This is a genomic window from Neolewinella xylanilytica (assembly GCF_002934605.1).
Taxonomy (GTDB): Bacteria; Bacteroidota; Bacteroidia; order Chitinophagales; family Saprospiraceae; genus Neolewinella; species Neolewinella xylanilytica.
Genome location: NZ_PTJC01000008.1, coordinates 101,060 through 126,269 on the forward strand (window position 1 = coordinate 101,060; position 25,210 = coordinate 126,269).

Below are 25,210 nucleotides of genomic sequence, written 5' to 3' on the forward strand. Positions count from 1 at the left end.
GCCGCCGGCTACCAACGCCAACAGGAATGTCCCGAGAAAAGTTATTCGATGGCGTGGGGTTGTAGATGGACCTTTGTACTTCGTACTTCCTACCTCAGACATTGTACATTTTGAAGTACAATATTTAAAGGGTAAGGGACAAAGTACAAAGGTCTGGTATGCTTTTAACCCCTGTAGCATGTACTGCCGTTTCCGGTCTTTGAAATGCTAACCGGCTACCAACGCCAACAGGAACATCGGGGCAAAAGTTACCAAATCGCAGGGGCTGGTAAGCGAACCTTTGTACTTCGCACTTCAAACATTAGACTTCGTACTTTCCTACATCGTCACCTTCTCCACCTGCCGCTGCATCTGGCGGGCGTAAATAAGGGTCGTACCGGCTTTTACTGCCGCGGCTACGTGCACGGCCTCCATCATTTGTTCCTCGTCGGCGCCGGCCTGCAGGCTGTTGGTCGTGTAGGCGTCGATGCAGTAGGAACACTGGATGGCGTGGCTCACGGCCAGGGCGATGAGGGCTTTCTCCCGCTCGGTCAGGGCACTGTCGCCTTCGGTGACGCCGCTGTACCAGTTGAAGAATTTTTCACCCATCTCCTCCTGCCATTCGGTGATCTTTCCGAAGGTGCGCAGGTCTTTGGGGTCGCTGTAGGGATTCATGGTAGTGGGTTGAGGGATGTCGGTTGTCGGGTGCGGGATGCTTGGGCGACGGGGCGCAGGTGTGGAAGATTCCCCCAAACGGTCGGGGTCCATGGCACGGCCTTCCTCTGCCGCTTCGGTCGGAGGCATTATTTCCGTGTTATCCCAAATGCCCGTCACAAGGGTGGTCGCGTAACTGAGCGGGAGCCGCGTCCGGTGTTGCAGCATTTTCGCGCGGGCGGTGGCCACGTCATACGGAAGCGGGTGGAAGGTGACGCGGATGGCTCCTTCGGTATCGTCGAGGATGGCGTACCAAGTGCGAGGCGTACCGTCGTTGGCGGGCATGCCGAGGGCCCCGCTGTTGATCCAGAGCTTGCCGTCGCGACCGTCGGTAAAGGGCAGGCCGCTGTGGGAAGCCAGTATGACGTCGGCTCCGGTGCGGTCGAAGCTGCGTTGCTTGACGGCCCAGTCGGTCGACTTCCAGACGAATTCGCTCTCGTGTTCGGCCGAGCCGTGCAGGACGTGCACCCGCCGTCCGGCGTAGAAAAAGCTCAGTCGTTCGGGCAGGGTGCGCATATAGGCCATGCCCCGCTCGCCCACCTCCGCGCGGGCGTAGGCGTACCAGAGGCGGGCGAACATGTCGCAGCGGCTGCCGTCACTGAAGTTGCAGCCGCAGTCCTCCACCCCCGAACGCAGGTTGATCTCGACGTTCCCCGCGATGCCGTAAATGCCCCAATTTTCCTGGAGGTTCAGGCAGGCTTCCGGATCCGCGCAGTAGCCCGGCGTATCGCCGGTGCAAATCACGTTTCCCGGTGGGATGCCACGCCGCTCGGCCTCCGTCCGCAGGGCGGTCAGGGCCTCCAGATTGGAGTACACGCCTCCAAACACCAGTAGCGGACCGGAGCGGTTTCCAAGGTCAATGGGCTGGGGTGCGGTCATGGTAGCTAGATACGTTGCACGGGGTACTTTGGTTGTTTCATCCGATGCGGGTACCATTGGGTACGTTGGCATCGGGGGCCAGGAGGGTGACTACTTGGCGCTCCCCTACCGCTCCCAAAACCAGGCACTCGCTCATCAGGGTCGCTATCTGCTTGGGAGGAAAATTGGTAACCGCTACGACCTGCCGACCGATCAGCTCCTCTGGCCGGTAACGATCGGTGATCTGGGCCGAGCTCTTGCGGATCCCGTGGTCACCGAAGTCGAGGCGGAGCTTAAAGGCCGGACGGCGCGCCTCCGCGAAGAGCTCGGCGGCGACGATCGTACCGACGCGCATTTCTACGCGTTCGAATTCCGCCCAGCTTAAGGGTTCAGGTTCCATGGGGGAGGTTAGTTTACGAACTAGTAAGGTAGCAGATAAGGGAGGAATTCGAGCGGCATAATTACCACCCGAAGCGACAGCACAACGGCGTGACTGGCCCGCTACGAGTCACTTTTCGGTGGGCCGCCCGCCCAGCACCTCAGGCGATTTACCGACCAGGCCGCCGACGATTTCCAATCAGGTGGATAATATCGGTTTGGCGCGCGGTCTTCCCCGACCGCGAATTCTGCCTATGCGCCGAACAGGCTACGAATTAGCCCGGCGGCACAACCAAAATAAAACCAAAAGGGGTCCGGGCTGGGCCGATGGTTGGCGCAATAACCTGGCGTGGTCTCGGAGAATACTACAGTATAGGGGGAACCAACCACCCGTCCGGCCTCGCTGCGAAGGGGGGCCTTTTTCCCATTTCCTATTGATCTCAATGAAAGAGACCTTTGCGACCGGGTAGCGATGAAGGGATCCGTCATGCTGGCTTTCTGCGAATGGAACCCACCCTTCCGCCCGCCCGCGAGACGGCTATTTTTTTGTATGATATGTCATAAATATTACACGTTTATTTTTTATTATCTTGCATAGTAGAATAATTTAAGTATGCCGACCACCACTCGGCCCAAAATCGCCTTCTTATTCCAACACGTGACCCATTTAGAGTGCCCCAACAACAGGACCATTTTTTTTCTACCGTATTTACCAACTGGATAAAGGCCCTACCTTATCCTGTTTTGATCGTGCGGGACGAAAAGGTGGTGGTGCTTTCCAACCTTCCGCTACAAGCGCTTGTCGATCAGGTCCATTCCACCCTGGACGTTTGCTCCCCTTCTTTTCTGCTCGCTCATACGATAGTTGGGTGCGGCTCCGTCACGAAGTACGACGAAATGGTTCCGGGGGAGTACGTAGAGAATCTCATATCGTTCGACCAGGGAGAACGTCAATATTCCCTACGTGCGGTGAAGGTGGTGGTAAATGGGTCCTCCTGTTTCTGCTGTATTTTGATTCCGAAGATGCTCCGCAAAGACGATCCCGCGTACCTGCTGGATCACCTGGCCTGCTACGCAGCCGTGTTTGATCGCTCCGGACACCTACATCACGTTAACCGTCCGCTTTACAGAAGACTTGGCTATACGGCAAAGGACGCTCACCGGATCACCCGCTTGACCGATCTGTCCAACGACTTCCCCAAACCACTGGCGAATTCCCTCCGTGACATGGAAGAAAATCCTTGCCATCCGTTGCGGGAGCAACACTTTCGTGCTAAGGACGGGGAGCTGATCTCCGTGAGGGTATCCGTGATGCCATACCCCTCTGACGGCCCGGAGCGGTTTCTGCTGAGCGCGGAGGAAACCTCTCGCCACCTGGCGCGTGAAAGGGCGCTTGAGGCGATAATTACCGAGGGTGCCGACGAAAACTCCCTGCTGGAAAAGAAGAATTCATCGCTCATAAACAAGCTTGAATTAGGGAGTTGCGAGGGGGAAGGCCTCGTCTACTCCAGTAAGGCCTTTGCCAAAGTAATAACCAGCATCGATCTGGTCGCCAAGACGGACGCCAACGTGCTGATCACGGGAGAAACCGGAACGGGAAAAGAGTTGATCGCGCGAACGATCCACGACCGCAGCTTACGGCGGGACGGGCCGATGGTCACGGTGGATTGTAGTTCGATTCCCGAGTCGCTGATTGAAAGCGAGCTTTTTGGTTATCGCAAGGGCGCGTTCACCGGGGCGAATCGGGATCACCAGGGTCGCTTTAAAGCGGCGGATAGCGGAACCATTTTCCTCGACGAGATAGGAGAAATGCCCCTAATCCTCCAGACGCGGTTGCTCCGCGTGCTCCAGGAAGGGAAATTCACTCCCGTCGGCGACAATCAAGCCCACACCGCGGATTTTCGGGTGATCGCGGCCACCAATCGCGACCTCGAATCCTGGGTAGAAGAAGGGAAATTTCGACGGGACCTCTATTACCGACTCAACGTATTCTCCATTCCATGTCCCCCACTGCGGGACCGAAAGGGAGACGTGGAATGCCTGACGAACCACTTTATGATGCACTTCAATAAGAAGTACGGTAAGGATATCAATAAAGTGGGCGATGGACCGATGGAAAGGCTCATTCAGTATCCCTTCCCCGGCAACGTCAGGGAATTGGAAAACCTGATCGAGCGGGCCTTCATCGTTGCCGAGGGAAAAACCCTGCAAAACGTGTTGCCCCCCGACCTCGACTTTGTGAAGGGTTCTCCCGTACTGGATGTATTTAACGGGCAACTTACCGAGTTCCTGTCTTTCGAGGACTACCAGCGTCGGTACATCGAGCTGGTACTCGCCAGTACTGAGGGGAGAGTCAGTGGCCCCGACGGAGCCGCGGAGATCCTGAAGCTAAACCCCCAGACACTCTTCAGCAAAATGAAAAAACTCGGGATCAAGCGGTAGGTGTACGGATCACTTCTACTGCCTCTGGTCTTTTTGGCTCGTAATCGCAAAGCCTAGCGATCCCAAATAGATGCGCCGAAGCGGAAGCTCCGTATGGCCGGTTGGCCACGGCGATCGCGCTGCCACCGACATCAAAATTTACCCTACTGATGCCGCTCCAAGCAGACCTGCCGCGAAACGCGCGTGGAGGGCGTCCCTCACGTTGGTCACGAAGGGTTCCGTCTGGGCCGCGCCTTCCGTTCCACTTGCATATTTACGGCATATCATAATTTTTGGCCGTCTCAGAGGAGGCGGTTCCCCCGGAGTATAGGTGATTCCCATCTTGAGGGTGTTGATCTACGGCAGGCTGGTATACAGGACATCGCCGTGCATACAACCGCTTACATGGCTCTTTCGTCGAGCCGGCGGATGTCGGGACCTGAACCCCCGTCCTAGCCTGCCGAACCAAAACCTATAGTGACCGAAAAACCAAGACTTCCAGACATGGTCCGTGATTGGGTAAATTTAAACCCGCTCCCGACCTTGCTTTTATTCGATGACCAAAGCCTCTTTTACCAGAATAGCGGATTCAGGGAATTGATGGCGGAGCTCGACACCGATCATGTAAACTTCCTGTCCGCGACGAATACTGCCGCTAAAGAGGGCGCGCAATCCAAGTTTACCTACCCTGCCGACTTAAAGACGGGGGAATGCGTGGTCAAACCCGTAATACTGGGAGACAATCGGCGCGCCATCCTGCACTTGACGAAGCTGGCCGTGGAACCCGTTTCCTGTACCTGTTGTATGATCCTTCCCGGGAGCGACCCCTCGGACGCCAATCTATCGGGAATTCTGAATTCGGTGGAATCGCTGATCCTCCAGATCGACGGTCGGGGAAACGTCAGTTTTGTCAATACGAGGCTACGGGAGCTGTTGGGATACGAACGCACCGAGCAGGAGCGCATCTCCCACCTGCGGCAAATCGAGGTAAATTTCGGGGAGGAGACGCTAACACGACGGATCGAAGAGGTCCGCTCCCGGGGCCTGGCCCGCTACCGTGGTCACTTTAGACACGTGGGCGGAAGCCACCTACCGGTAGAAATCAGCCTCGTGGCAAGCAGCCATCCCGGTGATAGTAGCTTCTACCTTCACCGCACGCGACATCACCAATCAGTCCGCCCACGAGGTCGCCATGAACGAAGCCCTGGCGAAAGCCAACGTGGATCACGAGAGGGTGAAACTGGAACACGACCGGATGCTGGCGGAGATCAATGATGCCACCTTACCCAGCCTGGGACTCACGAGTACCAAAATGAAGCGGGTGATGCAGAAAATCGAACAGGTAGCGCCGACCGACATCTCCGTATTGATTACGGGGGAAGCCGGAACGGGAAAAGAAATAATCGCGCGCACGGTCCACCTGCTAAGTCCCCGCTCGAAAAATCGCTTTATCGTGGTCAAATGCAGCGATCTGCCGGCCGAACTGATTGAAAGCGAGCTTTTCGGTTACCCCAAAGGCGCCTTCACCGGCACCTACCGCGACCGCATCGGTCGCTTCGAGGCAGCGGAAGGGGGAACCATTTTCCTGGATGAGATCGGCGACTTGCCTTTACTATTACAAAGTCGGCTCCAAAGAGTCCTGAAGGAAGGAGTTTATACCCCGGTCGGCGAGTCCGGTCACCGCCCCGTGGATGTACGAGTCATCGCGGCAACCGACAAAAATTTACGGGCGCTGATTGAGGACGGCAAGTTTCGCTCCGACTTGTACTATCAACTCAGTTTATTTTCGATCGAATCTATTCCCCTCCGCGATCGCCCGGAAGACATCGGTAAATTGATCGACCACTTCATCAGAAAATTCAACCGCAAATTCAAGAAGAATATCTCGGGTCTCGACGACACGACTCTGCTTAGGTTGCAGACCTATGCCTATCCGGGTAATCTGTGGGAACTGGAATCCATGGTGGAGCGCGCCTTTATCGGTACCAGCAACGGAGTTCTACCGATACAGGTGCCGCCGGATGGCAACCCCGGGCCTACGCTCAATGTGTTCGACGGGCGACTCACCGAGTTCCTGCCTTTTGAAGAATACCAGCGAAAGTACATCCAACTGGTTCTCGACAGTACGGGTGGAAAAGTGAGCGGAGAGGGAGGAGCGGCCGAAATCCTGCAGATACACCCGCAAACCCTGTTCAGCAAAATGAAGCGCCTGGGTATAAAACGGTAGCGAACGGAAAACCTCAAGTGGCGCGCCGGGAATTGAACCATAACGGTGCCAAAAAGAGTGCGGTACACACCACCAGGCTACAAACCGTGACGCTAAGCAAATCGGCGTAGGATGCAGTGCCAACGGTAAGGCTGGCGGGCCACGCTCCGGCCGCGTAAATGGTACCGAAGACGAGCCCCGTCAGGACGGACACCGCGAAGGAATACCGCGGTACCGGCACCCACCAAAGACAAAAGACGGGTGCCAACCCCACCACCATGGCCCCCGACACCGTGGTGGCCGACAGGATGGCCGGATTCAGAAAGACCGGCACCGTGCCCAGCAGCGTAATCCCAACCATCGCCCAGCGGCCCCGGCTGATACTTGCGGTGTCCGTTTGCCGGTTACCCAGGTCAATGACGCTCAGCTTAGCGAAGCTGGAAAACGTACTGTCCAGCGTACTCGCGGCCGAGGTGATCATGATGAAGTTCATGACCAGCAGGATCGGTCCGCCGAGCAAGCGGGCCACCTCGACCGGTGCCTGCCCTTCCACGCCGGCGATCCGTCCGAAAACCCCAACGAAGCTGAATAGTACAATACAGAGCATGCCCAGCGGTACCGCCCAGAGAAAGGCGCGCAGGCTGGTTTTGGGGTCCGAGAGGAAGCCGCGGTCCGTCAGCACCGGATCGTGAAAGGGGTAGCTGAGGCTCTGGAGGATGGCAACCAGGAGCAGATTGAATCCGCCGGAAGCCATTGCTCCTGCGCTTCCGTCGCCCACCTGATTTTCAAATAGTGGACCAAGTTGGTAGTCGAGTCGAGGAAGGATGGCTCCCAGCACCACGGCGAGCAGTACGGCGAACAGGGCCATCTGGATCACGTCGGTCAGTATGGACGAGGACATGCCCCCCTTCACGCTGTACGCCAGGGTAAGCGCCGTGAAGACCACGATCGCCCAGTAGTAGGCTGCCGTACCCGCGTCGCCGAAGTAGCTGCCGATGACCATCGTATTGGACCACACCTCGTTGAAGAGCCGGAAGGCGATGAGCAGCGAAAAAAGCAACAGGGCACCGCGCCCGAAGCGCGTATGCAGGAAAGCGTGAATGCTGGTAAACCCGCCCCGGGTACGCATGAAGTAGATCACCAATCCGGCCACCGCAAAGCTCAGGTAATAAGCCGCGTAGGCCACCCCGCCGATCCATCCGAAGGAAAGGCCCAGGTTGGCCGCGTTGGTGATCGACTTGGCGAACAGCCAGGAGATGACGAGGCTGCTCATCAGGGCCCACGTTCCCGGCTGTCGCTCCCGGCGCGCGCCCCGGTAGAATGCGGAGGCCGAGCCGGCCAGCGGCGACACTAGGAACAGCAGCAGACTGGAGCCGATGACCAGCGCCCACTGCAGGGTCGTATAGCTGATACTGCCGGGCATCAGTCGACGTCCCACCACACGGGGACGTTCACGGAGTTGCCGTCGGTGGCCTCGGCGGCGCCGCGGTAGTTCTGGAAATTCAGCGCCTGCTCGTCGGCGGGATAGGGAAAGCGGACGGGGTACCGGCCGTCGTTCAGGCTGGCCGCCACGGGCAGCAGAGCCGGGTAGCCGGTGCGCCGCCACTCGATCCAGCCTTCGTAGGCGTCCCCGATCCCGGCGATCCACTTCTGGGTGATGATCTGTTCCAGACCGCGCGAGGCGTCCCAGGCGGCGGGACCGCTGGTCAGGTAATCGTCGGGCAATTCGGTTTGCCAGTAGGCGAAGGCGAGGGCCACGCCGGCGTCGTACAGCTCCCGGGCATCGGCCTCGATCAGGCCCCGATAGGCGGCTTCGGCCAGGAGCAGCCGGGTCTCCCAGGCGGTCATATAGTTGAAGTCAAGGTCACCGGTACGTTCCCGCCAGATCGTACCGGGGCGGGCGTAGTCATCGGGCACGATGGCGGTGGCCGCGTCGATGCCGTTGATGATGCCCCTGTATTCCCCGGTGTTGGCGGCGGGTCGGTACAGGACGCTGACCCGGGGGTCGCCCAGCCCGGCAAAGATGCCTTCCGCGGTCAGCGACATCAGGAAGACATTAAAGATGCCGACCCGGGCGGTGGCGAAGGCGAAGCTGTTCGGCGGGCCGGCGGCGAAGTCGAAGGTGGCGTTCTGCTCCGGGCTTTGGATGTAATCGCCGGCGGCGTACAGCGACTGAAGTTCCGCGCCGACGTCCCGCCTGCCGGAAATGCGCAGCAGGGCTTTGATGCGCAGACTATTGGCGAAGCGGCGCCAGGCGGTCAGGTCACCATTGAAGACGATGTCTCCGCCCAGGGGTATCGCGCCGGCGTAGTTCTCTATCGCGGCCACCGCGCTTTCCAGGTTGTCGAGGATGCCGCCTTCGGCCAGGTAGATGTCTTCCTGCCGGTCGTATGCCGGCGTGACGATGCCGGTGGTGCGCCCGCTGACCGCTTCGAAGTACGGGACGTCACCGAAGATGTCGGTCAGTCGCATGGCCTGGTACGCCTTCATAACCAGGGCCGGACCCTCGTAGACGGCCGCGGCGGGATTGTTCCGGCTCTGTTGGAGTACGGTTTCGTTGTCGCGCAGGGCCACATAAAGTACGTCCCAGGGATTGCCGCCCTCCTGCGGACTGCTCAGCGCGTGGCGGTCCAGCAGGTTAAAGTCGATCATGGCGAAGTGCTGGCTCAGCAGGTTGCCGGCCACAAAGCCCTCGTAGCTCATGGCGTCACCGTAGCCGTAGAGCACCTGGCGGAACAGCAGCTCGTTCTGGACGGTAGACGGCGCGTTGCCATTCGTGTTGATCTCCTCAAAATCTTGGGTGCACCCCAGCAAGATGAGCGGAAGCAGGTAGCGGAGCTTGTTCATGGGTAGTGATTGGGGCGGTTAGAAATCGAGACCGAGGCTAAGGCCGAAACTGCGGGCGCTCGGGTAGGTCATGTCCTCGACCCCGAAGACGATGCCCTGTCCCTGGATGGCGAACTGCTCGGGATCGAAGTGCGGGATCTCCGACCAGGCGTAGAGATTCCGTCCGATGAGACTCACCGAGACACCCTGGAATCCACCGAGGGGGCCGTCCGCGAGGGCGCTGCGGTCCAGGCGGTAGGTAAGCCGCAGCTCGCGCAGCTTCAGGTAGCTGGCGTCGTAGAGATTATTCTCCTCGTGGTTGCGGTCGTAGTAGCTGCGGTAGTAGCTCTCCGCCGAGATGGCGGTGGTGTTGTCGACGTAGACTGGTTCGCTGTCCGTCCCGGTATTCACCACGCCGGGAACGACGATGCCCGCCTCGGGGCGATAGGCCGTCTCTTCCAGCTGACCCGCTACGCCGGCCAGGCTCAGGCTGCGGCTGACGATCTGCCCGCCCTGCCGCCAGTCGAGCAGGAGGTTCAGTTCGAGGTTCCGGAAGCGGAAGCTGTTGGCGGCCCCGAGGATGAAGTCAGGATTGGCGTTGCCGATCTTCCGCAGGGTATTATCGGCGATGAACTGGCCCTGGTTTGTAAGGATGAAGCGGCCGTCGTCCGTTTTGCGGTAGCCGGTGCCCCAGATGTCGCCGATCTCCCCGCCGGGCTCGACGATGAAGTAGACCGTCTGGTTCACCGAGTTGTACACCCGGCTGTAGGCTAAGGTGAAGCGGTCCGTGCCGGCGGGGAGCTCATCCACCACGGCGCGGCTGCTGCTGAAGTTGAAGCGGCTGGTCCAGCGGAAATCCTCCGTCACGACGAGCGTAAGCGACAGGATGGCCTCGACTCCACGCGAACTCACGGTACCGCCGTTCACGATCTGCTGGTTGTAGCCCGACGACTGGGCGATGGGCAGACTCAAAATCTGGTTCTCCGTGCGCTGGGTGAAGTAGGTGAAGTCCAGTCCGAGGCGGTATTCCAGCAGCCGGATGTCGGCGCCCAGTTCCGTAGTGGTGGTCTGCTCGGGCTTGAGGTTCGGTTGGGCGAGTACGGACTGCTCCGTGAAGGTCGGCTGACCGTTGTACGGTGAACGCGCCACGAAGGTGGAGCTGGTCCGGAAGGGATCGGTATCGTTACCGACCTGGGCCACGTTCGCCCGCAGCTGGAGGTAGCTCACGGCCTCCGGCAAGTCCAGCAAGCGGCTGGCCAGGAAGCTCACGCTCGCGGACGGGTAAAAGAAACTGGTGTTGTCCGCACTCGCCGGATTGGCCAGGGCGCTCGACCAGTCGTTGCGGCCGGTCAGGTCCAGAAAAAGGTAGTCGCGGAAGCCGAAGCGTGCCAGTCCGTACAGGCTGTTGATGCGCTTCTCGGCGGCCTGGTCGACGATCACCACCGGACTGGCCGCGTTGCTCAGGCGGAAGATGCCGGGCTGGGCTAGCGTCAGGGCGTTGCTTTGGTTGTTTTCGGCCAGCTGGGTGAGGCGGTTGCCGCCGGCGAGCAGGTTGAGAGTGAAGTCGCCAAAGGATTGCGTGTAGTCCAAAAGGAAATCCGTATTGATCTCGCGGAACAGCACGTCGTTCTCCGCGTAGCCGCCCTGGGGAAAACGGTTGGAGCTGAAGTTGCGGAGAAAGCGGCGGCGCTCGTTGCTGTAGTCCATGCCCGACCGCACCTGCAGACTGAGGTTATCCAGCAGTTCGTAGCGGGCGGAAAGGAAGCCGAACAGCCGATCGCGGTCCAGCCCGTTGCGGTTCTCCAGCAGGGTGAAGTACGGGTTGTCGAAGAAGGTGTAGTTGTAGCTGTACTGCTGCGTGCCCTCCAGGCCGGGCTGCCAGTAGTCGCGCAGGATCTCAAGGTCCGTCTGCCGGCCCAGCCAAGCGGTGAGGTCGTAGTTGATGTTCTCGGAGCCGTAGCCACCGGCCGGGCGGTTGTCGGAGGTCGTATTAATGTAGTTCAGGCTGGCGTCCAGGTGCAGGCGCTCGGCGGGGCGGAAGCCGAAGCGACCGGCCAGCGTCTTGCGCTTCAGGTTTACCCCGGGGATGTAGCTGTCACTGCGTAAGTCGGTGACCGACAGCCGGAAGTCACCGTCCGCCCCACCTCCGCTGATGGCGAGGTTATGGATGGCGGTGGTTCCCGAGTCGTAGAAATCGCGGACGTTATCCGGTTGGCTCACGAAGGGTGTCGAGGGGATCGGCAGTCCACCGTGGACCGCCACGTCGCCGCCCCGCACCACCGTGCCGTCCGCCAGGGTGACCGGGCTGTCGAATTGGGGCACCTGGTTGCCGACGTCCAATCGGGGCCCGTAGCTGTAGGTGATGTTATCGCTGATGCCGCCGCCGAGTCCGTCGACGAAGGCGAATTCCCCACCCTGCCCCTGGCCAAATTCATTCTGGAAGCGGGGCAGCTGGAAGGGTCGGTCGAGGGTTAGGCTGCTGTTGAAGCTGATGCCCAGCCCCGGCTGCTTCCCGCCCCGCTTGGTGGTGATCACGATGACGCCGTTCGCCGCCCGGGTACCGTAGAGGGCCGCCGCGGAGGCCCCCTTGAGTACGCTGACGGATTGTACGTCCGCCGGGTTCACGTCCATCGCCCCGTTACCGAAGTCGACCTCCTGGAAGCCGGCGGCTTCCTCGTTGGTCCTATTGATGATGGTGTTGTTGTTGATGGGAATGCCGTCGACGACGAAGAGCGGATTGTTGTTCGTGAAGCTCGTCTCGCCCCGGATCACCACCTGGCTGGAGGATCCAACCCCGGTGGCCCCGGCCGTTACCCGTAATCCGGCGACCTGACCGCTCAGGTTGTCCACGAAGTTGACGGCCTGGACATCCGTCAATTCTTCCGATTGTACCTCCTGTACCGAATACCCCAGGGTACTGTTGCTGCGGCGCACGCCCAGGGCGGTCACGACCACCTCGACGTCGTCCAGGGTAATGCCCGCTTCAAGGTGAACGTCTAGTGGCAGGGGAGTAGTCGCATCAATCGGGAAACTGCGGCTAGTGTACCCTAAATAGTTGATTTTTAAAATCGACGGAAAATCTTGAATGAGTAATGTAAATGTTCCGATCGAGTCCGTTACGGTCCCTTTTCCGGGATGATCGGCTTCATAGACCGTGGCCCCGGTGAGGGGTCCGTCAACCGACGTCACGGTTCCCGAGATCGGAACCTGGCTCAACAGGAATACAGGCAACAGCAGGTTACCAGCGGTAATCCACGCGCGGAAGCGAAGCATACGAAAAGATATTAAAGGAAGGAAAGGTTGGGCGGCACGGTCAGGCTCTGGCCGGGGGAGCCCTCCCGAAGGTATCGCGGCAGCCGATGCACGGCCGGCTACGTTTTCCTTCCCATTCGCTTTCCGTCCGGCCGCACACGATGTCGTACAGCTCGGAAAGGCGGGCCTTCCACCGTTTCCAGTTTAGCAGGATATCCTCTACTCCATTACAATCTGCCAGTGGCCGAAGTAGCTCCGGCGTACCGAGCACCCGATGCAGTTCCCGATAAACCCCATTGGTCTGCCAGGGGATAGACCGCAGGGAGGCGCTTTCGAAGGTAGACTGCCTTATACCGATTAGAAAAATCCCGCCTCGGCGGTCCGGGCCGAGCACGTCCCTCCCTGCGGTAAGCTGATGGGCGGCGGCGCGCAGGTGCTGCACGGTTAGTCCGGGGGAGTCATTGCCAACGACGATTACACTCCCGTATCCCTCGGAGAAAACGCTTTTTAGGCACCCGTCGAGCCGGTCCCCGAAGGTATCACCTACCTGGGCGGCTTCGTCGAAGTGGATCACCGGTAGACCGACGCGGTCCAAGGTCCGTTTCGTCCTTCCGATCAATGCATTCGCTACGCGCAGTCCTCCCCTTCGACATCCGCCGAATTTGGTCACCGCTTCCGTTGAGGCGGAGCGGCTAAAGAGGAGGATGGCAGTGGGCTGGTTCACGACATGGGGACCGCGAGGTGTTGCGAGCTCGTATGGGCGAAACGAGCTACGCATTTTTCAGTTCATCGGTTTGCGGCGAGGGCGTTCCGGAGGGAAGTTTCCCAGCGGGCATATGCTGCCTCGAGGGCAGGTTTATCCGCCTCCCGTGGTTCAATTCTTCCCAACACTTCCTGCTGGCCCACCGCTGCGTCCAGGTCGGCACTCATGCTGGCGGCGACGCCCGCGGCCAGCGCTGCACCGACTGCGCCGTTGGTGTTATGAATCTCGATGGTCGCTCCAGTGAGCGTAGAAATGGTAAAGGCGAATACTTCGCTCTGAAACATATTATCATTTCCTACGCGGATCGTGCTCAGTTCGACGCCCAAATCCTTCATGATCTTCATACCGTACACAAAGGCAAAGGCGACCCCCTCGATGGCGGCGCGTACCAAGTGGGCCCGCTCGTGGCGGTTGAAGTCCAGGCCAAGCAGCCGGGCACCGACTTCCCGGTTCTGGAGCATGCGTTCCGGCCCGTTACCGAAGGGCAGAAAGTGGAGACCGTCGCTCCCGATGGGCACCTCGGCGGCTAGCAGCTCCATGTTTTCGTAGGTGGTGCCGGGTGAGCAGACTTGCTGGCGGATCCATCGATGGGCAATCCCCGTACCGTTAATGCAGAGTAGGATACCGATGCGGTTACTGTCTTCGGTGTAGTTGACGTGGGCGAAGCTGTTCACCCGTTGGTCGGGGTCGAAGGCCATCCGGTCGGTGACCCCGTACACTACCCCGCTCGTGCCGCCGGTGGCCGCTACTTCGCCGGGACGAATGACGTTGAGGCTCATCGCGTTATTCGGCTGGTCACCGGCCCGGTAGCCGATAATCGTGCCGGCGGTTAGTCCGGTTTCCGCGGCTGCCTTTTCGGTTACGGTGCCTTGCATCCCTACGGCGGGTACGACCTTGCACAGCTTATCGCGGTCCAATTGCATTTGCTCGATTACCAGGTCGGCCCGTTGCTTTTCCTTAAAGTCCCAGAGCACGCCCTCGCTGAGACCCGTGATCGTCGTAGTAGGCTCTCCGCCTAAGCGGAGGGCAATGTAATCGCCGGGCAGCATGGCATGGGCGGTGCGCGCATAGTTGTCTGGCTCGTTGTCGGCGACCCACTTGAGCTTGGCGGCCGTGAAGTTGCCGGGGCTGTTAAGGCAGTGACTCAGGCATTCATCCGCCCCGATCGCTTTGAAAGCCCGGTGCCCGGTATCGACGGCCCGTCCGTCGCACCAGATGATCGAAGGCCGAACCACCTCATGGTTTTTGTCGACGAGAACGAGACCGTGCATCTGGTAACCGATTCCCACTGCTTTGATCTGGTCGCTTTGCACCTGCGTCCGCGCCAATAACTTTTGGGTGGTTTCGACCACGTAGCGGTACCAGAGTTCCGGGTCCTGTTCCGCCCAACCGGATTCGGGGGCATCCATGTCCATTTCCTCTTCGGGCGCCTGGACGCGGGCGAGCACTTTTCCAGTGGCCGCTTCTACCAGGGCTGCTTTGACGGATGAGGAACCAATATCGTAACCGATCGAGTACATGGCGGGGCTTTTTTTGTTAGGGCCCCCAATGTAGAGCGCAATTTTAACTCCGGGCCATACTACGGACCACTAATTCGCTCAGATCGTATACCATGACCTTATCCTGCGCCTGGCGACCGGTCACGCCGTCGTTCATCATGGTCATGCAGAAGGGGCAGTTGACGGCGATGATGTCCGGGTTGAGGGTGAGTGCTTCGTCGGTGCGCTCCATATTGACGCGCTTGTCGCCCGGTTCGTCTTCCTTCCACATTTGCGCGCCCCCGGCCCCGCAGCAGAGCCCGTTCTGTCGGCTGCGCTTCATTTCCACCAGCTGGCCGTCGAGCGATCGCAGGACGTCGCGCGGAGCTTCATAAATGCCGTTAGCCCGCCCCAGGTAGCAGCTGTCGTGGTAGGTGATCCGCTTCCCCTTGAAGTCTCCGCCTTCGGTCATTTTGATTCGGCCGTCGTTGATGAGCTCCTGCAGTAGCTGGGTGTGGTGTACGATATCGTAGTGACCGCCCAGGGCCGGGTACTCGTTCTTGATCGTGTTGAAGCAGTGGGGGCAAGCCGTGACCATCTTCTTGACGCCGTACATGTTAAGGGTCTCGATGTTTTGCAGAGCGACCATCTGGAACAAGAATTCGTTGCCGGCGCGGCGGGCGGGATCGCCGGTGCAGGCCTCCTCGTCGCCGAGAATGGCGAATTCGATGCCCGCGGCGGTCAGGATCTCGGCAAAGGCCCGGGTGATCTTCTGGGCGCGATCGTCGAAGGAACCGGCACAGCCCACCCAGAACAGGATCTCGGGTTGCTTGTCTTCGGCGGCGAATTCCGCCATGGTCTTTACTTGCATTGGGCTATAGGTTGGGGCTAGGATTCCTGGGTCCACGCGGTGCGGGAGGTGCCGACGCTCCAGGCGCGCTGCTGATTTTCGATGCTGTTGAAGAGCGGACGCCAGTCGGCGGGTCCGGCGGCTTCGGTGAGGATTTCGTGGCGCCGCATCTTATTGATCATTTCCAAAGGATTGATCAGGATCGGGCAGGCCTCCACGCAGGCGTTGCAGGTGGTGCAGGCGTGGATCTCTTCGCGGGTGATGTAGTCCCAGAGGTTACGGCCGTCGTCGAAATTGCTACCGCTGAGGGGGGCCTCCTTGTCGGGCGCGAACTCCATATTGCCGCTTCGGATCTTCCCGCCAACCTCTTCGGCGCGGTCGCGGACATTCATGACAATCTTCCGGGGACTCAGCTTCTTGCCCGTAATGTTGGCCGGGCAGACGGCGGTGCAACGGCCACATTCCGTACAGCTGTAAGCGCCGAGCACGTCGATCCAACTCATTTCATTTACGTCGTCAGCACCAAACTCGGGAAGCTCGGCACTCATATCCGGTTCCGGCGCGTTGGGATCGCCCAGTCCCATCATGGACTTCACCTCGTTCATCACCTCCGGCATATTGATCATTTCCCCGCGGGGCTTTAGCCGGGCGAAGTAGGTGTTCGGGAAGGCTAGTAGAATATGCAGGTGCTTTGACTTCGGCAGGTAGTTTAGAAATACAAAGACCATAAGCAGGTGGCCCCACCACCCCACCCGTTCGAGGGTGTAAAGCGTCGAGGCTTCCATTCCGCCGAAGACCATCGGTCCGAAGACGCCACTCACGGCGAAGTTGGTCGGTCGGTAATGGTCGGGGTCCATGTCCTGCAGAACAACGTCCGTACCGTTCATGGTGAAGATGCAGGCCAACAGGATCAGTTCGAAGACCAGGATCAGGTTAGCATCCAGTTTCGGCCACCCCTTCATTTCCGGCTTATGGAAGCGGGGGATGTAGAGGGCATTGCGTCGGATCAGGAAGATCGCCGTGGCCACGAAAGCAAGCACGCTAAGCAATTCGATGGTGCTGATAATGAAGTTGTACATGCCACCGAGTGGCCCGAGAAACCAGCGGTGCACCCCGAAGATTCCATCGATAAAAATTTCGATCAGCTCGATCTGCGTGAATACGAAGGCGGCGTAAAGCATGAAATGCAGGATCGCCGGGATCGGCCGCTTGAACATTTTTTTCTGTCCAAAGGCCACCAGGAGCATATTCTTCCACCGTTCGCCCGCTGGCCCGGTGACGGCTTCGTCTTTTCCCAACCGGATATTGGCGGCGACTTTACTGAACTGAAAATAGGCAAAGCCCAGCGCCAGCAGCGCAACAACGGCAAAAACGATCGACTGTACCATGTGGGTAAAGGTATAATGCAGTGGCGGGGGACCCAAGGGAAGGCGGCGAAAATTCGCTGTACGTTGCCGACAACGGACGGTAAATCATAATAGCCGTAAGAGAAAAATGTTTTTTCGACACAAATTGTTTTGTTTGCCAGTTTGCCCTATCTTACCGACGGCTTTACCGGCCTGGCCTTCCCCAAACGTTGCACACATACACCGATTTGCTCCCTGCTTCCGGATCCGGGGAGTGGAGCAAATTGGTCATTTTCCACTCCGACCGTCGCCCGACACGGTTACGGACGGCCACCGGCGTGGGCGGTGGTGCGGGTCGGAGTGGGTGCTGTGCGGCGGCGGCCTGGGTGGGACTCCCACCCTCAAAGCCCCTCCTCAGCATTCACATTCATTCCTTCTTTTCCGAAACCCTAATCCTGAATCAACCGGTCAGGTCGGTGCTCGGCCAGCTTGCTTTGGATAGCCGAACCGCGACCTGGTGATCGGTGGAACCGCCGCCCAAATATCCACCCCCAAAGCAAAATCAGGAACAACCACCGGTTCAGGGTGCCGTCATCCCGACTCCTTTTTACCTTTGCGGCACTATGCTGCAACAAACCAAAGTTTTCAAGTTCGGGGGCGCGTCCCTCCGCGATGCTTCCGCCATTCGTAACGTCGGTAACATTTTACAAAAATTCAGCAGTGAGAAGCTGGTGATCATTGTATCCGCGATGGGTAAAACCACCAACGCGCTGGAAGAAGTGGCCAACAGTTACTGGCAGGGCAACCCGGCCGCCGCGAAAGAAAAACTGACCGCCATTCACGCTTCGGTCACCGAAATCATCCAGGAGCTGTTTGCCGAGGTGCCGGAATCGCTCACCGCTTCCCTTAACGACCTGTTTGTATCGGTGGAATGGGCGCTGGACGAGGCCCCCAACGAGGAGTACGACTTCGATTACGATCAGATCGTCAGCCTCGGAGAGTTGGTTAGCAGTCACATCGTAGCTACCTATCTAGACCGGATCGGCCTGTCCACCAACTGGGTCGACGCTCGCGACATCATCCAAACCGACAACACCTACCGCGAAGGGTGGGTAAAATGGCCGGAAACGGTGACCCGCGCCCAAAGCCAACTCCCGCCACTGCTGGAGCAGAAAAACTTTATTTTGACCCAGGGATTCATTGGTAATACCAGCGAAAACTACACCACCACGCTGGGTCGCGAGGGATCCGACTATTCCGCGGCCATATTCAGCTACTGCCTGGATGCCGAGTCCATGAGTATCTGGAAGGACGTCCCCGGTGTACTCACGGCCGATCCACGGCTGTTCGAGCACGTGACCAAGATCGACCGGCTGAGCTACAAGGAAGCCATCGAGATGACCTACTACGGTGCCAAGGTCATCCACCCGAAAACGATCAAACCCTTACAGAATAAGAGCATCCCACTGTATGTCCGCTCCTTCATCGAACCGGACGCGCCGGGCACCCTCGTTACCGATGACGCCGGAGACGCCTACCCCCCCATGGTAGCCGTAGAGAAGGATCAAGCGCTGATCAACATCAGCACCCGCGACTTCAGTTTCGTCGCTGAGCACCACATCAAGGAACTGTTCGGTCACATCACCACGACGCGACTGCAAGTCAATATGATGCAGAATACGGCCATCAGCTTCAACGTGGTCGTCAATGACATCGACGATCGGGTCGAGCGCTTCTGTGCCCTGGTTAACGAGCACTTCAAAACCACCGTAGATCGTGACTTGGAACTCATCACCGTTCGACACTACACCTCGGAAGTAGTCGAGAGCCTCCGCCGGGGCAAGGTAAATATGCTGGAAGGCAGGCTCCCCCTTACGCTCCAGATGGTGGTTAAGGACGTACCCGTCATGCGGCGCAAAAAGCTGGAATAGTGACGATCAGGGTGGCGCGCAGCGCCTGATCGGGCGGCGTAACCTCCCTTTAATAGGCTAAGCCAGGGTTGATGAATCGAAAGTCGTCCGTACGCTAAGTCGTCGGACGAGAACTCATCGGACGACATCTCGCGCGACGAATACTCGTCCGACGCGTATTCGCACGACCAGTACCCCCAAATATATCCCGTAAACCGCCTAGTGCAAATTGCTGGTAATCAGCTTCAAAAACTCGTTCCGCGTCCGCTCCGATTTAAACGCGCCGGTAAAGGCGGACGTGGTCGTCACGCTGCTCTGCTTCTGTATCCCCCGCATCATCATGCACATGTGACGGGCCTCGATCACCACGGCTACACCCAGGGGATTAAGCGTGGTATGAATGGCCTGCAGTATCTGGTCGGTAAGCCGCTCCTGTACCTGAAGGCGACGGGCGAAGACCTCGATGACACGCGGAATTTTACTCAAGCCAACGATGTAACCATCGGGAATGTACGCGACATGGGCCCGACCGAAAAACGGCAGGACGTGGTGTTCGCAAAGAGAGTAAAATTCAATGTCTTTCACGATGACCATTTCGGAGTAATCCTCCGCGAACATGGCCGACCGCAGGATATTCTCCGCGTCCATTTCGTATCCCTGAGTGAGGAACTGCATGGCTTTAGCGGCGCGCACCGGCGTCTTCAGTAGTCCGTCGCGACTAACGTCTTCGCCGAGCTCGGTGATGATGCTCGAATAGTGGTCGCTTAATTGGTCGGTGACCGCTTTGTCGGTGACCAGCGCTTTATCGTGGGGCATAATTTATGGTCTTCCCGCCGGACCGTAGTAGTCGGCGTAGATGTTTTCAGTTTCGTACAGTCTTACTCGGTAGAGGGCGCTACCGGCCGCACTGACCTCGTCAACCAAGCGTTCCCAGATCGCCGTAGTCAGGTTCTCCGTAGTGGGCAGGCGATCGCGGAACCAGTCTACGTCGAGGTTTAAATTCGAATGGTCCAACACGTCGACTACCGTCCGCTTGATGATCTGGGAAAGCACTTTCGCATCCATTACAAAGCCGGTGACCGGGTCGGGGCTGCCGGAGACGGTCACTCGAAGGTCGTAGTTGTGGCCGTGCCAGTTTGCATTGGCGCACTTTCCAAATACTTCCCGGTTGCGCTCGTCGGACCAAGTCGGCAGGGCCAGCTTGTGGGCGGCGTTGAAAGTTTCGCGGCGGGTAACGTAGTGCATAAGGCTAATTTTCGGGGCGCAAAGGTAACTATTTCGGTGGGTCCAGCCGGTGTAGCTTATCGAGCAGCAAAGCTACTTGGGCGTTCAGACGCTTGCCGGCATCAAAGTACTGTCCGTCAATGAGCAGGTGATCGTCCCGTACCATCACCTGCCGCAGCGTGGTATAGGTAGCCGCTCCGGGAGGTTGCAAAACGTTCTTCCAGTAAATACCGGCATCAGTCATGGCAAATCCCTGTTTTCCAGCGCCGAAGATGCTCTGATCGCAAATGAAGAACAAGCGTTCGTCGCGGCTCGTTTGCAGGTAAGTCGTAGTGGCCCGCTTCAGGACTTTCGGGGGGATGATCACGAAATCGGTGTACACCTGCTCGGAAACCGCCTGGAAATCCAGGTAGTCCATCACCATTCGGAAAAGGTCCACTCGCTCCCAGTCCGTCCCCTGATACCGAAGCACTTTCTGGGGGAAAAGACCATCGTGCAGTCCGGCGGCGGGTTCCACGACGAAGTATTCGATCAGCTCCCCCATCACCCGGTCTTTTCGTTGCCCTACCTTCCCGCCCGGCGGCCGTCCGTTGATCCACTGGCTCAGGCTGGCGAGCTGTGCGTCGCGGATCCGGTGGAAGTTTTCGGCGTTCCGGTACACGGTCAGGTAGCGGGGTAGCTCATCCGGACCGAAGTAGGCGGTCAGCCGTTCCCCCAGCCGATCCTCGAAGGTTTCCCGTAGTTCGGCAGGGGTCATCTCCTCCTCGGGCTCGGGGAGATCTTCCAGGTCTAAATGATCGACTGTCTCCTCTTCCGTTTTTTCGGCATCGTTCTGGGCGCCGCGCGCGGGTTCCTCGCTTTCCCCGTCGAACGCAAACTCGAAACCCAACGAAGGGCCCTTTTCCCGTTCCGTCTTCTTCCCTTCTACCGTTTCGGCGGGCTCCTCGCGGTTTCCGTAGTCGATCTCAAAGGCTACTTCAGGATGCCGACCGCTGCCGGAAGTGGCATGTTGCCGACGCTCTTGCTCTGCCTTCAGGCGGCGCGCTTTGGCGATGAAGTCTTCTACTTCCTCGATCTGTCCCCGGTCCAGACTGGTAGTTTCCGGATCGAAGCCAGCCTCACCGAACGCTTCCTCGGTGGCGAGCTGATAGTCGGGGAGTTCCGCGTACACCGGTGCGAGGTGGACCTCGTCCGCTTCGGTGGGGAAATCATCGTAACCCGGATCTTCCTCCTCCGAGCTAACTGTTCCTTCCTTCCGGAGTAGGATGCGCGGGATGTCAAAATCTCCGGCCGACTCGCCGGTGTTCTCCAGCCCCCGGCCGCCGAAGAAGGCCAGCGCCCGTTCGTTGTAGTAGCGCACGGCGGCCAGCAACTCCTTTCCGGGTGCGTCCGTCTCCACGGCATGCTCCCAGAGGGTCTTGGCCACGCCGGTTCCCCGATCACCCTTACGCACAATGAGCTGGTCCACAACGGCCAACGCTCCGCTACGGTGGTGCAAGACCAGATAGCCCGCCAGGCTGCGCTTCTTCTCATCCCAGGCAACCCAGACGGTATGCCGCTTACTCCGTAGCGCCGCTTCCACCGTTCCTTTAGCTTCTTCCACGAGTCGATCGTTCTCGGACCGCTGGGAATCCGTGAGTCCGGGTACGTCGAAGGTGGGAAAAATGGCTTGCCAGACGAAAGTTTCCAGGTGACCGAAGTCGCTTTCCCGGCCGGGGCGGTACTGCATGGTTAGTAGGTAGGGATATATGGGATACTAGTAACCGGCGAGGCATGGCGTAGTTCGGATACGCAGCCGGCGTGGCACCCATCGTAATGGGTAAATTCCTACCTTCGCCCCGTGCCCGATATCCGGATTATACACGACAGCCAGCGCTTCGCCCTCACGATCGAGCGACTTTGCCGCCACCTCATCGAGGAACACGGCGACTTTACCAATAGCTGCCTGATCGGTATCCAGCTCGGCGGCGTACAGCTTGCCGACCGACTCTACCGCAGGCTACAGGAACTGGGCGTCTCCGATCTCCCCTTCGGCAAGCTGGACATTACCTTCTACCGAGACGATTTTCGCACCAAACAAGGTCCACTTAAAGCTTATCCCACCGAAATTGAATTTTTAGTGGAAGACCGGCGGGTCATTCTAGTCGATGACGTATTGTTCAGCGGTCGTACGGTGCTTAGTGCCATGACGGCCCTCAACCACTACGGCCGGCCTTCTACGGTAGAGCTACTGGTGATGGTCGACCGGCGCTTTCGCCGCACCCTGCCCATTCAGGCCAATTATAGCGGTCTGCTCGTGGACACCCTGACCGACGAGTACGTCGACGTACAGTGGCAGGAAACGCACGGTGCGGACCAAATTTTACTTCTCGGATCCTAAACTCCCGTATGGCCTCCGTTCAGCAACTTTCCACGAAGCACGTTCTCGGCATCAAGTACCTCACCTCCGCCGACGTCGAGCTCATCCTGGATACCGCCCGGGAGTTCAAAGAGGTTATCAACCGGCCGATCAAAAAAGTCCCGAGCCTGCGGGATATCACCATCGCCAATCTCTTCTTCGAGAATTCCACCCGGACGCGCATTAGCTTCGAACTGGCGGAAAAGCGGCTCAGTGCCGACACGGTCAACTTCAGCGCTTCCAGTTCTTCCGTGAAAAAGGGCGAAAGCCTGCTGGATACCGTCAATAACATTCTGGCCATGAAGGTGGATATGGTGGTCATGCGCCATCCGGCTCCGGGCGCCCACCACTTCCTCTCCCAAAAGATCGACGCCAGTATTGTCAACGCCGGCGATGGCACCCACGAGCACCCTACCCAGGCCCTCTTAGACGCCTTCTCCATGCGGGACGCGCTGGGGGGTGAGCTGCGCGGTAAACGCATCTGCATCTTCGGCGATATCACCCACTCCCGGGTCGCGTTGTCGAATATATTCTGCCTGCAACGATTAGGTGCCCACGTACGGGTGTGTGGCCCCCCTACCCTCATCCCCAAGCACATCGCGGCCCTGGGCGTCGAGGTCAGTCACGACGTACAGGACAGCCTCGCCTGGTGCGACGTCGCGAACGTATTGCGCATCCAACTGGAGCGGCAGGAAACGAAATTTATCCCCAGCCTGCGGGAGTACAATCGGTACTTTGGCATCACCAAGGCCCGTATCGATCGCCTCGACAAACCGATCATTATTATGCATCCCGGCCCCATCAATCGCGGCGTGGAGATCGACACCGAAGTGGCCGATTCGGAGCATAGCATCATTTTACAACAGGTCGAAAATGGCGTAGCCATCCGGATGTCGGTCCTCTACTTACTCGCCGCCCGCCGCAACGACCTTTAAATGGTATACCACCTGGTCCGTCCGGTAGCCCGCTACGTGCTGAGCTACTATTTCCGAAATATTGATATCACGGGGCTCGCCAACATTCCCCCGAATGCAGCCGTCATCCTGGCCGCCAACCACCCGACCGCCTTCATCGAACCCTGCTTGCTGGCCTGCTTCCAGTCGCGTACGCTACACTTCCTGGCCCGGGGCGACCTCTATAAGAACCGACTCGCTACGGCAGCCCTGCGCGCGCTCAATATCCTGCCCGTCTACCGTATTCAGGACGGCGGCTACGCCAAGCTATCCCGCAACTACGAAACCTTCGCCCAGTGCTACCGGGCGCTAAGCCAGTGCAAAGCGATCATGATCCTGGCCGAAGGTCGCTGCATTCACGAAAAAAACCTTCGCCCGCTCCGGAAAGGAACGGCCCGCATCGCGCTCGGAGCGCTGGATCGCGATGCTACCCTCGGAGAGGTATACATCGTTCCGGTAGGGGTCAACTTTACCGCAGCCGAACGGTATCGGTCCACCGTAATGATTCGCTGCGGCGCACCACTGCGGACCAGCGATTACCTGGCCGCCTTTCGAATGAACGAAGCCGAAGGCATTCGTCAGCTTACGGAATCGGTGCGCGCTGCGCTATCGGAGCACGTCATCCAGCTTCCGGATAGGCCCACGGACAACGCGGCCGGTGAGGTACGCCTGGCCATGGCAAGAAACAACCTTGGGGATCCACCTGCGGGAATCACCCATTCCGGAAAGCAGGTTCAGGTTGAATTGGAGGAATCCGCCAAACGGCCCGTTGATCCGGCTCCGTTCCTGCGCTACGCCGCCCAACTGCAAACCCATGGCCTTCGCGACGAGGATGTGGTAAGCGCCAGACCGACTCGCTTTCCAGCGGCCAGCCCGCTTGGCGTAGTCCTGTTATTGCCGTTGCTTCCGCTCTGGCTGGTAGCGGAGATCGTTGCGCTGCGCGGACCGGCCACAATCGAGTTTTACAGCCCCGTGCGCTTTGCCGCAGTGGCCGCCGGGACCTTGCTGTACTTGCCCCTGCTGTTCGTCGTCTCCTGGCCCTGGAAGCTCTACCTCCTTGCCTGCCTTCTGACGGTACGGTGGTCGCTACGAACCGTTGAGGACGTGATTACCTGGCGGCGAGCGAGAAGATTTACCCAACTTAGTCCGGAGCTCCGGCGGGAATTGCGGGAGCTCCGGGCCGGTTTACTATAGGCTGTTGTGGTCGTAGACCCTTACCTCTTTAAACTTGGCTTCGTGGTCCTCGACGAATTTTAGGTGCACCGGGGAAACTTGGTATGCGTCGTGGCCGGCCACGTCATCGAACCAGAGAATCAGCGTGTAATCGAAACTGTTGTCAACTACGCCCCGGGAGGGCGTAGCGGCGGGTTTACCCAGGAACAAGCGGCGTACGCTGGGGGAGCTTTCCAGGCTGCGCACCCCTTCCTCGAAGCTAGCGCGATCGGCCTGGGTGAGGCTGTCCTGCAGCCAGAAATAAACGGTGTGAGCTAAGCCGGGATCGGTCATTTCGTCCATATTGGTAGATTGATTTTCGGGTTGATCTCCGCCACAAGCCGTCAGGAAGAAGGCGATAATAAGTGCGGAAGGCAACAATAGCGTACGGTAGATCATTGATGATGGTTATGCGGGAAAGATAGCCCCATCGACCGAAATT

At 58.9% G+C, this 25,210-nt stretch carries 20 protein-coding genes and 2 pseudogenes; 7 read left to right on the plus strand and 15 right to left on the minus strand.

Annotated features, from left to right (window positions below):
• Positions 1–318: 318 nt before the first annotated feature.
• From CLV84_RS22375 to CLV84_RS21930, 4 genes and pseudogenes are all read right to left on the minus strand, one after another.
• Positions 319–654, minus strand: a complete 336-nt coding sequence (locus CLV84_RS22375) for an arsenosugar biosynthesis-associated peroxidase-like protein (protein ID WP_104421735.1) — start codon at positions 652–654, stop codon at positions 319–321.
• A 288-nt stretch (positions 655–942) separates the two neighbouring features.
• A pseudogene (locus CLV84_RS22380) lies at positions 943–1,644 on the minus strand (metallophosphoesterase family protein); the annotation flags it as partial.
• Positions 1,610–1,951, minus strand: coding sequence for a tRNA-binding protein (locus tag CLV84_RS20085; protein ID WP_104421636.1), 342 nt, complete (start codon positions 1,949–1,951; stop codon positions 1,610–1,612). The pseudogene CLV84_RS22380 and the gene CLV84_RS20085, both read right to left, overlap by 35 nt.
• A gap of 767 nt (positions 1,952–2,718) precedes the next feature.
• Complete coding sequence (locus tag CLV84_RS21930; protein ID WP_170067799.1) at positions 2,719–2,883, minus strand: hypothetical protein; 165 nt, start codon at positions 2,881–2,883, stop codon at positions 2,719–2,721.
• Positions 2,884–2,952: 69 nt separating this feature from the next.
• Here CLV84_RS21930 and CLV84_RS20090 point away from each other — a divergent pair, with 69 nt between their 5' ends.
• From CLV84_RS20090 to CLV84_RS20095, 3 genes and pseudogenes are all read left to right on the plus strand, one after another.
• Positions 2,953–4,371 (plus strand): sigma-54 interaction domain-containing protein, encoded by a 1,419-nt coding sequence (locus CLV84_RS20090; RefSeq protein ID WP_170067800.1) that lies wholly within the window; start codon positions 2,953–2,955, stop codon positions 4,369–4,371.
• Between the two features lie 783 nt (positions 4,372–5,154).
• A pseudogene (locus tag CLV84_RS22385) lies at positions 5,155–5,421 on the plus strand (PAS domain-containing protein); the annotation flags it as partial.
• 58 nt (positions 5,422–5,479) lie between these two features.
• Positions 5,480–6,577, plus strand: coding sequence for a sigma-54 interaction domain-containing protein (locus tag CLV84_RS20095; RefSeq protein ID WP_104421638.1), 1,098 nt, complete (start codon positions 5,480–5,482; stop codon positions 6,575–6,577).
• A gap of 13 nt (positions 6,578–6,590) precedes the next feature.
• On the opposite strand, the gene CLV84_RS20100 is transcribed toward CLV84_RS20095, so the two are convergent.
• From CLV84_RS20100 to CLV84_RS20130, 7 genes are all read right to left on the minus strand, one after another.
• Complete coding sequence (locus CLV84_RS20100; RefSeq protein ID WP_170067806.1) at positions 6,591–7,979, minus strand: SLC5/6 family protein; 1,389 nt, start codon at positions 7,977–7,979, stop codon at positions 6,591–6,593.
• Positions 7,979–9,403 (minus strand): SusD/RagB family nutrient-binding outer membrane lipoprotein, encoded by a 1,425-nt coding sequence (locus tag CLV84_RS20105; RefSeq protein WP_104421639.1) that lies wholly within the window; start codon positions 9,401–9,403, stop codon positions 7,979–7,981. Before CLV84_RS20105 ends, CLV84_RS20100 begins: the two co-directional genes overlap by 1 nt.
• 18 nt (positions 9,404–9,421) lie before the next feature.
• Positions 9,422–12,655, minus strand: coding sequence for a SusC/RagA family TonB-linked outer membrane protein (locus tag CLV84_RS20110; RefSeq protein ID WP_104421640.1), 3,234 nt, complete (start codon positions 12,653–12,655; stop codon positions 9,422–9,424).
• A 40-nt stretch (positions 12,656–12,695) separates the two neighbouring features.
• Positions 12,696–13,358, minus strand: a complete 663-nt coding sequence (locus tag CLV84_RS20115; protein WP_170067801.1) for a DUF2064 domain-containing protein — start codon at positions 13,356–13,358, stop codon at positions 12,696–12,698.
• 62 nt (positions 13,359–13,420) lie between these two features.
• The gene (locus CLV84_RS20120) at positions 13,421–14,917 is read right to left on the minus strand and encodes a xylulokinase (RefSeq protein WP_104421642.1); all 1,497 of its coding nucleotides are present in this window, start codon (positions 14,915–14,917) and stop codon (positions 13,421–13,423) included.
• A 43-nt stretch (positions 14,918–14,960) separates the two neighbouring features.
• A complete protein-coding gene (locus tag CLV84_RS20125) occupies positions 14,961–15,746 on the minus strand; it encodes a (Fe-S)-binding protein (RefSeq protein ID WP_104421643.1) in 786 nt (261 codons plus the stop codon).
• A gap of 17 nt (positions 15,747–15,763) precedes the next feature.
• The gene (locus tag CLV84_RS20130; RefSeq protein WP_104421644.1) at positions 15,764–17,113 is read right to left on the minus strand and encodes a (Fe-S)-binding protein; all 1,350 of its coding nucleotides are present in this window, start codon (positions 17,111–17,113) and stop codon (positions 15,764–15,766) included.
• A 581-nt stretch (positions 17,114–17,694) separates the two neighbouring features.
• Between CLV84_RS20130 and CLV84_RS20135 the strand changes: the two genes are divergently transcribed.
• Positions 17,695–19,002 carry an aspartate kinase gene (locus CLV84_RS20135; RefSeq protein ID WP_104421645.1) on the plus strand — a complete coding sequence of 436 codons (1,308 nt, stop codon included), beginning with the start codon at positions 17,695–17,697 and terminating at the stop codon, positions 19,000–19,002.
• Positions 19,003–19,200: 198 nt separating this feature from the next.
• Here CLV84_RS20135 and folE read toward each other — a convergent pair whose 3' ends face one another.
• From folE to CLV84_RS20150, 3 genes are read right to left on the minus strand one after another with little or no spacing between them, the layout of a single operon-like run.
• Positions 19,201–19,797, minus strand: a complete 597-nt coding sequence (folE, locus tag CLV84_RS20140) for a GTP cyclohydrolase I FolE (RefSeq protein WP_104421646.1) — start codon at positions 19,795–19,797, stop codon at positions 19,201–19,203.
• Between the two features lie 3 nt (positions 19,798–19,800).
• The gene (locus CLV84_RS20145; RefSeq protein WP_104421647.1) at positions 19,801–20,226 is read right to left on the minus strand and encodes a 6-pyruvoyl trahydropterin synthase family protein; all 426 of its coding nucleotides are present in this window, start codon (positions 20,224–20,226) and stop codon (positions 19,801–19,803) included.
• 28 nt (positions 20,227–20,254) lie between these two features.
• Complete coding sequence (locus CLV84_RS20150) at positions 20,255–21,934, minus strand: GNAT family N-acetyltransferase (protein WP_104421648.1); 1,680 nt, start codon at positions 21,932–21,934, stop codon at positions 20,255–20,257.
• Positions 21,935–22,045: 111 nt separating this feature from the next.
• Between CLV84_RS20150 and pyrR the strand changes: the two genes are divergently transcribed.
• The 3 genes from pyrR to CLV84_RS20165 are packed head-to-tail and all read left to right on the plus strand — an operon-like array spanning position 22,046 to position 24,750.
• Positions 22,046–22,585 (plus strand): bifunctional pyr operon transcriptional regulator/uracil phosphoribosyltransferase PyrR, encoded by a 540-nt coding sequence (gene pyrR / locus CLV84_RS20155; RefSeq protein ID WP_104421649.1) that lies wholly within the window; start codon positions 22,046–22,048, stop codon positions 22,583–22,585.
• Between the two features lie 8 nt (positions 22,586–22,593).
• A complete protein-coding gene (locus CLV84_RS20160; protein WP_104421650.1) occupies positions 22,594–23,538 on the plus strand; it encodes an aspartate carbamoyltransferase catalytic subunit in 945 nt (314 codons plus the stop codon).
• A complete protein-coding gene (locus CLV84_RS20165) occupies positions 23,539–24,750 on the plus strand; it encodes a 1-acyl-sn-glycerol-3-phosphate acyltransferase (protein WP_104421651.1) in 1,212 nt (403 codons plus the stop codon).
• Here the strand turns inward: CLV84_RS20165 and CLV84_RS20170 are convergent.
• On the minus strand, positions 24,745–25,167 hold the full coding sequence (locus CLV84_RS20170) for a Dabb family protein (protein ID WP_104421652.1): 423 nt from the start codon (positions 25,165–25,167) through the stop codon (positions 24,745–24,747). The two genes, CLV84_RS20165 and CLV84_RS20170, sit on opposite strands and share 6 nt — an antisense overlap.
• Positions 25,168–25,210: the final 43 nt, after the last annotated feature.

Bases quoted from the DNA above. Each gene is read 5' to 3' on its own strand.
- CLV84_RS22375 (WP_104421735.1), bottom strand. From the start codon at position 654: ATGAATCCCTACAGCGACCCCAAAGACCTGCGCACCTTCGGAAAGATC.
- CLV84_RS20085 (WP_104421636.1), bottom strand. From the start codon at position 1,951: ATGGAACCTGAACCCTTAAGCTGGGCGGAATTCGAACGCGTAGAAATG.
- CLV84_RS20090 (WP_170067800.1), top strand. From the start codon at position 2,953: ATGCTCCGCAAAGACGATCCCGCGTACCTGCTGGATCACCTGGCCTGC.
- CLV84_RS20100 (WP_170067806.1), bottom strand. From the start codon at position 7,979: ATGCCCGGCAGTATCAGCTATACGACCCTGCAGTGGGCGCTGGTCATC.
- CLV84_RS20105 (WP_104421639.1), bottom strand. From the start codon at position 9,403: ATGAACAAGCTCCGCTACCTGCTTCCGCTCATCTTGCTGGGGTGCACC.
- CLV84_RS20110 (WP_104421640.1), bottom strand. From the start codon at position 12,655: ATGCTTCGCTTCCGCGCGTGGATTACCGCTGGTAACCTGCTGTTGCCT.
- CLV84_RS20120 (WP_104421642.1), bottom strand. From the start codon at position 14,917: ATGTACTCGATCGGTTACGATATTGGTTCCTCATCCGTCAAAGCAGCC.
- CLV84_RS20125 (WP_104421643.1), bottom strand. From the start codon at position 15,746: ATGCAAGTAAAGACCATGGCGGAATTCGCCGCCGAAGACAAGCAACCC.
- CLV84_RS20130 (WP_104421644.1), bottom strand. From the start codon at position 17,113: ATGGTACAGTCGATCGTTTTTGCCGTTGTTGCGCTGCTGGCGCTGGGC.
- CLV84_RS20135 (WP_104421645.1), top strand. From the start codon at position 17,695: ATGCTGCAACAAACCAAAGTTTTCAAGTTCGGGGGCGCGTCCCTCCGC.
- folE (WP_104421646.1), bottom strand. From the start codon at position 19,797: ATGCCCCACGATAAAGCGCTGGTCACCGACAAAGCGGTCACCGACCAA.
- CLV84_RS20145 (WP_104421647.1), bottom strand. From the start codon at position 20,226: ATGCACTACGTTACCCGCCGCGAAACTTTCAACGCCGCCCACAAGCTG.
- CLV84_RS20150 (WP_104421648.1), bottom strand. From the start codon at position 21,934: ATGCAGTACCGCCCCGGCCGGGAAAGCGACTTCGGTCACCTGGAAACT.
- CLV84_RS20160 (WP_104421650.1), top strand. From the start codon at position 22,594: ATGGCCTCCGTTCAGCAACTTTCCACGAAGCACGTTCTCGGCATCAAG.
- CLV84_RS20165 (WP_104421651.1), top strand. From the start codon at position 23,539: ATGGTATACCACCTGGTCCGTCCGGTAGCCCGCTACGTGCTGAGCTAC.
- CLV84_RS20170 (WP_104421652.1), bottom strand. From the start codon at position 25,167: ATGATCTACCGTACGCTATTGTTGCCTTCCGCACTTATTATCGCCTTC.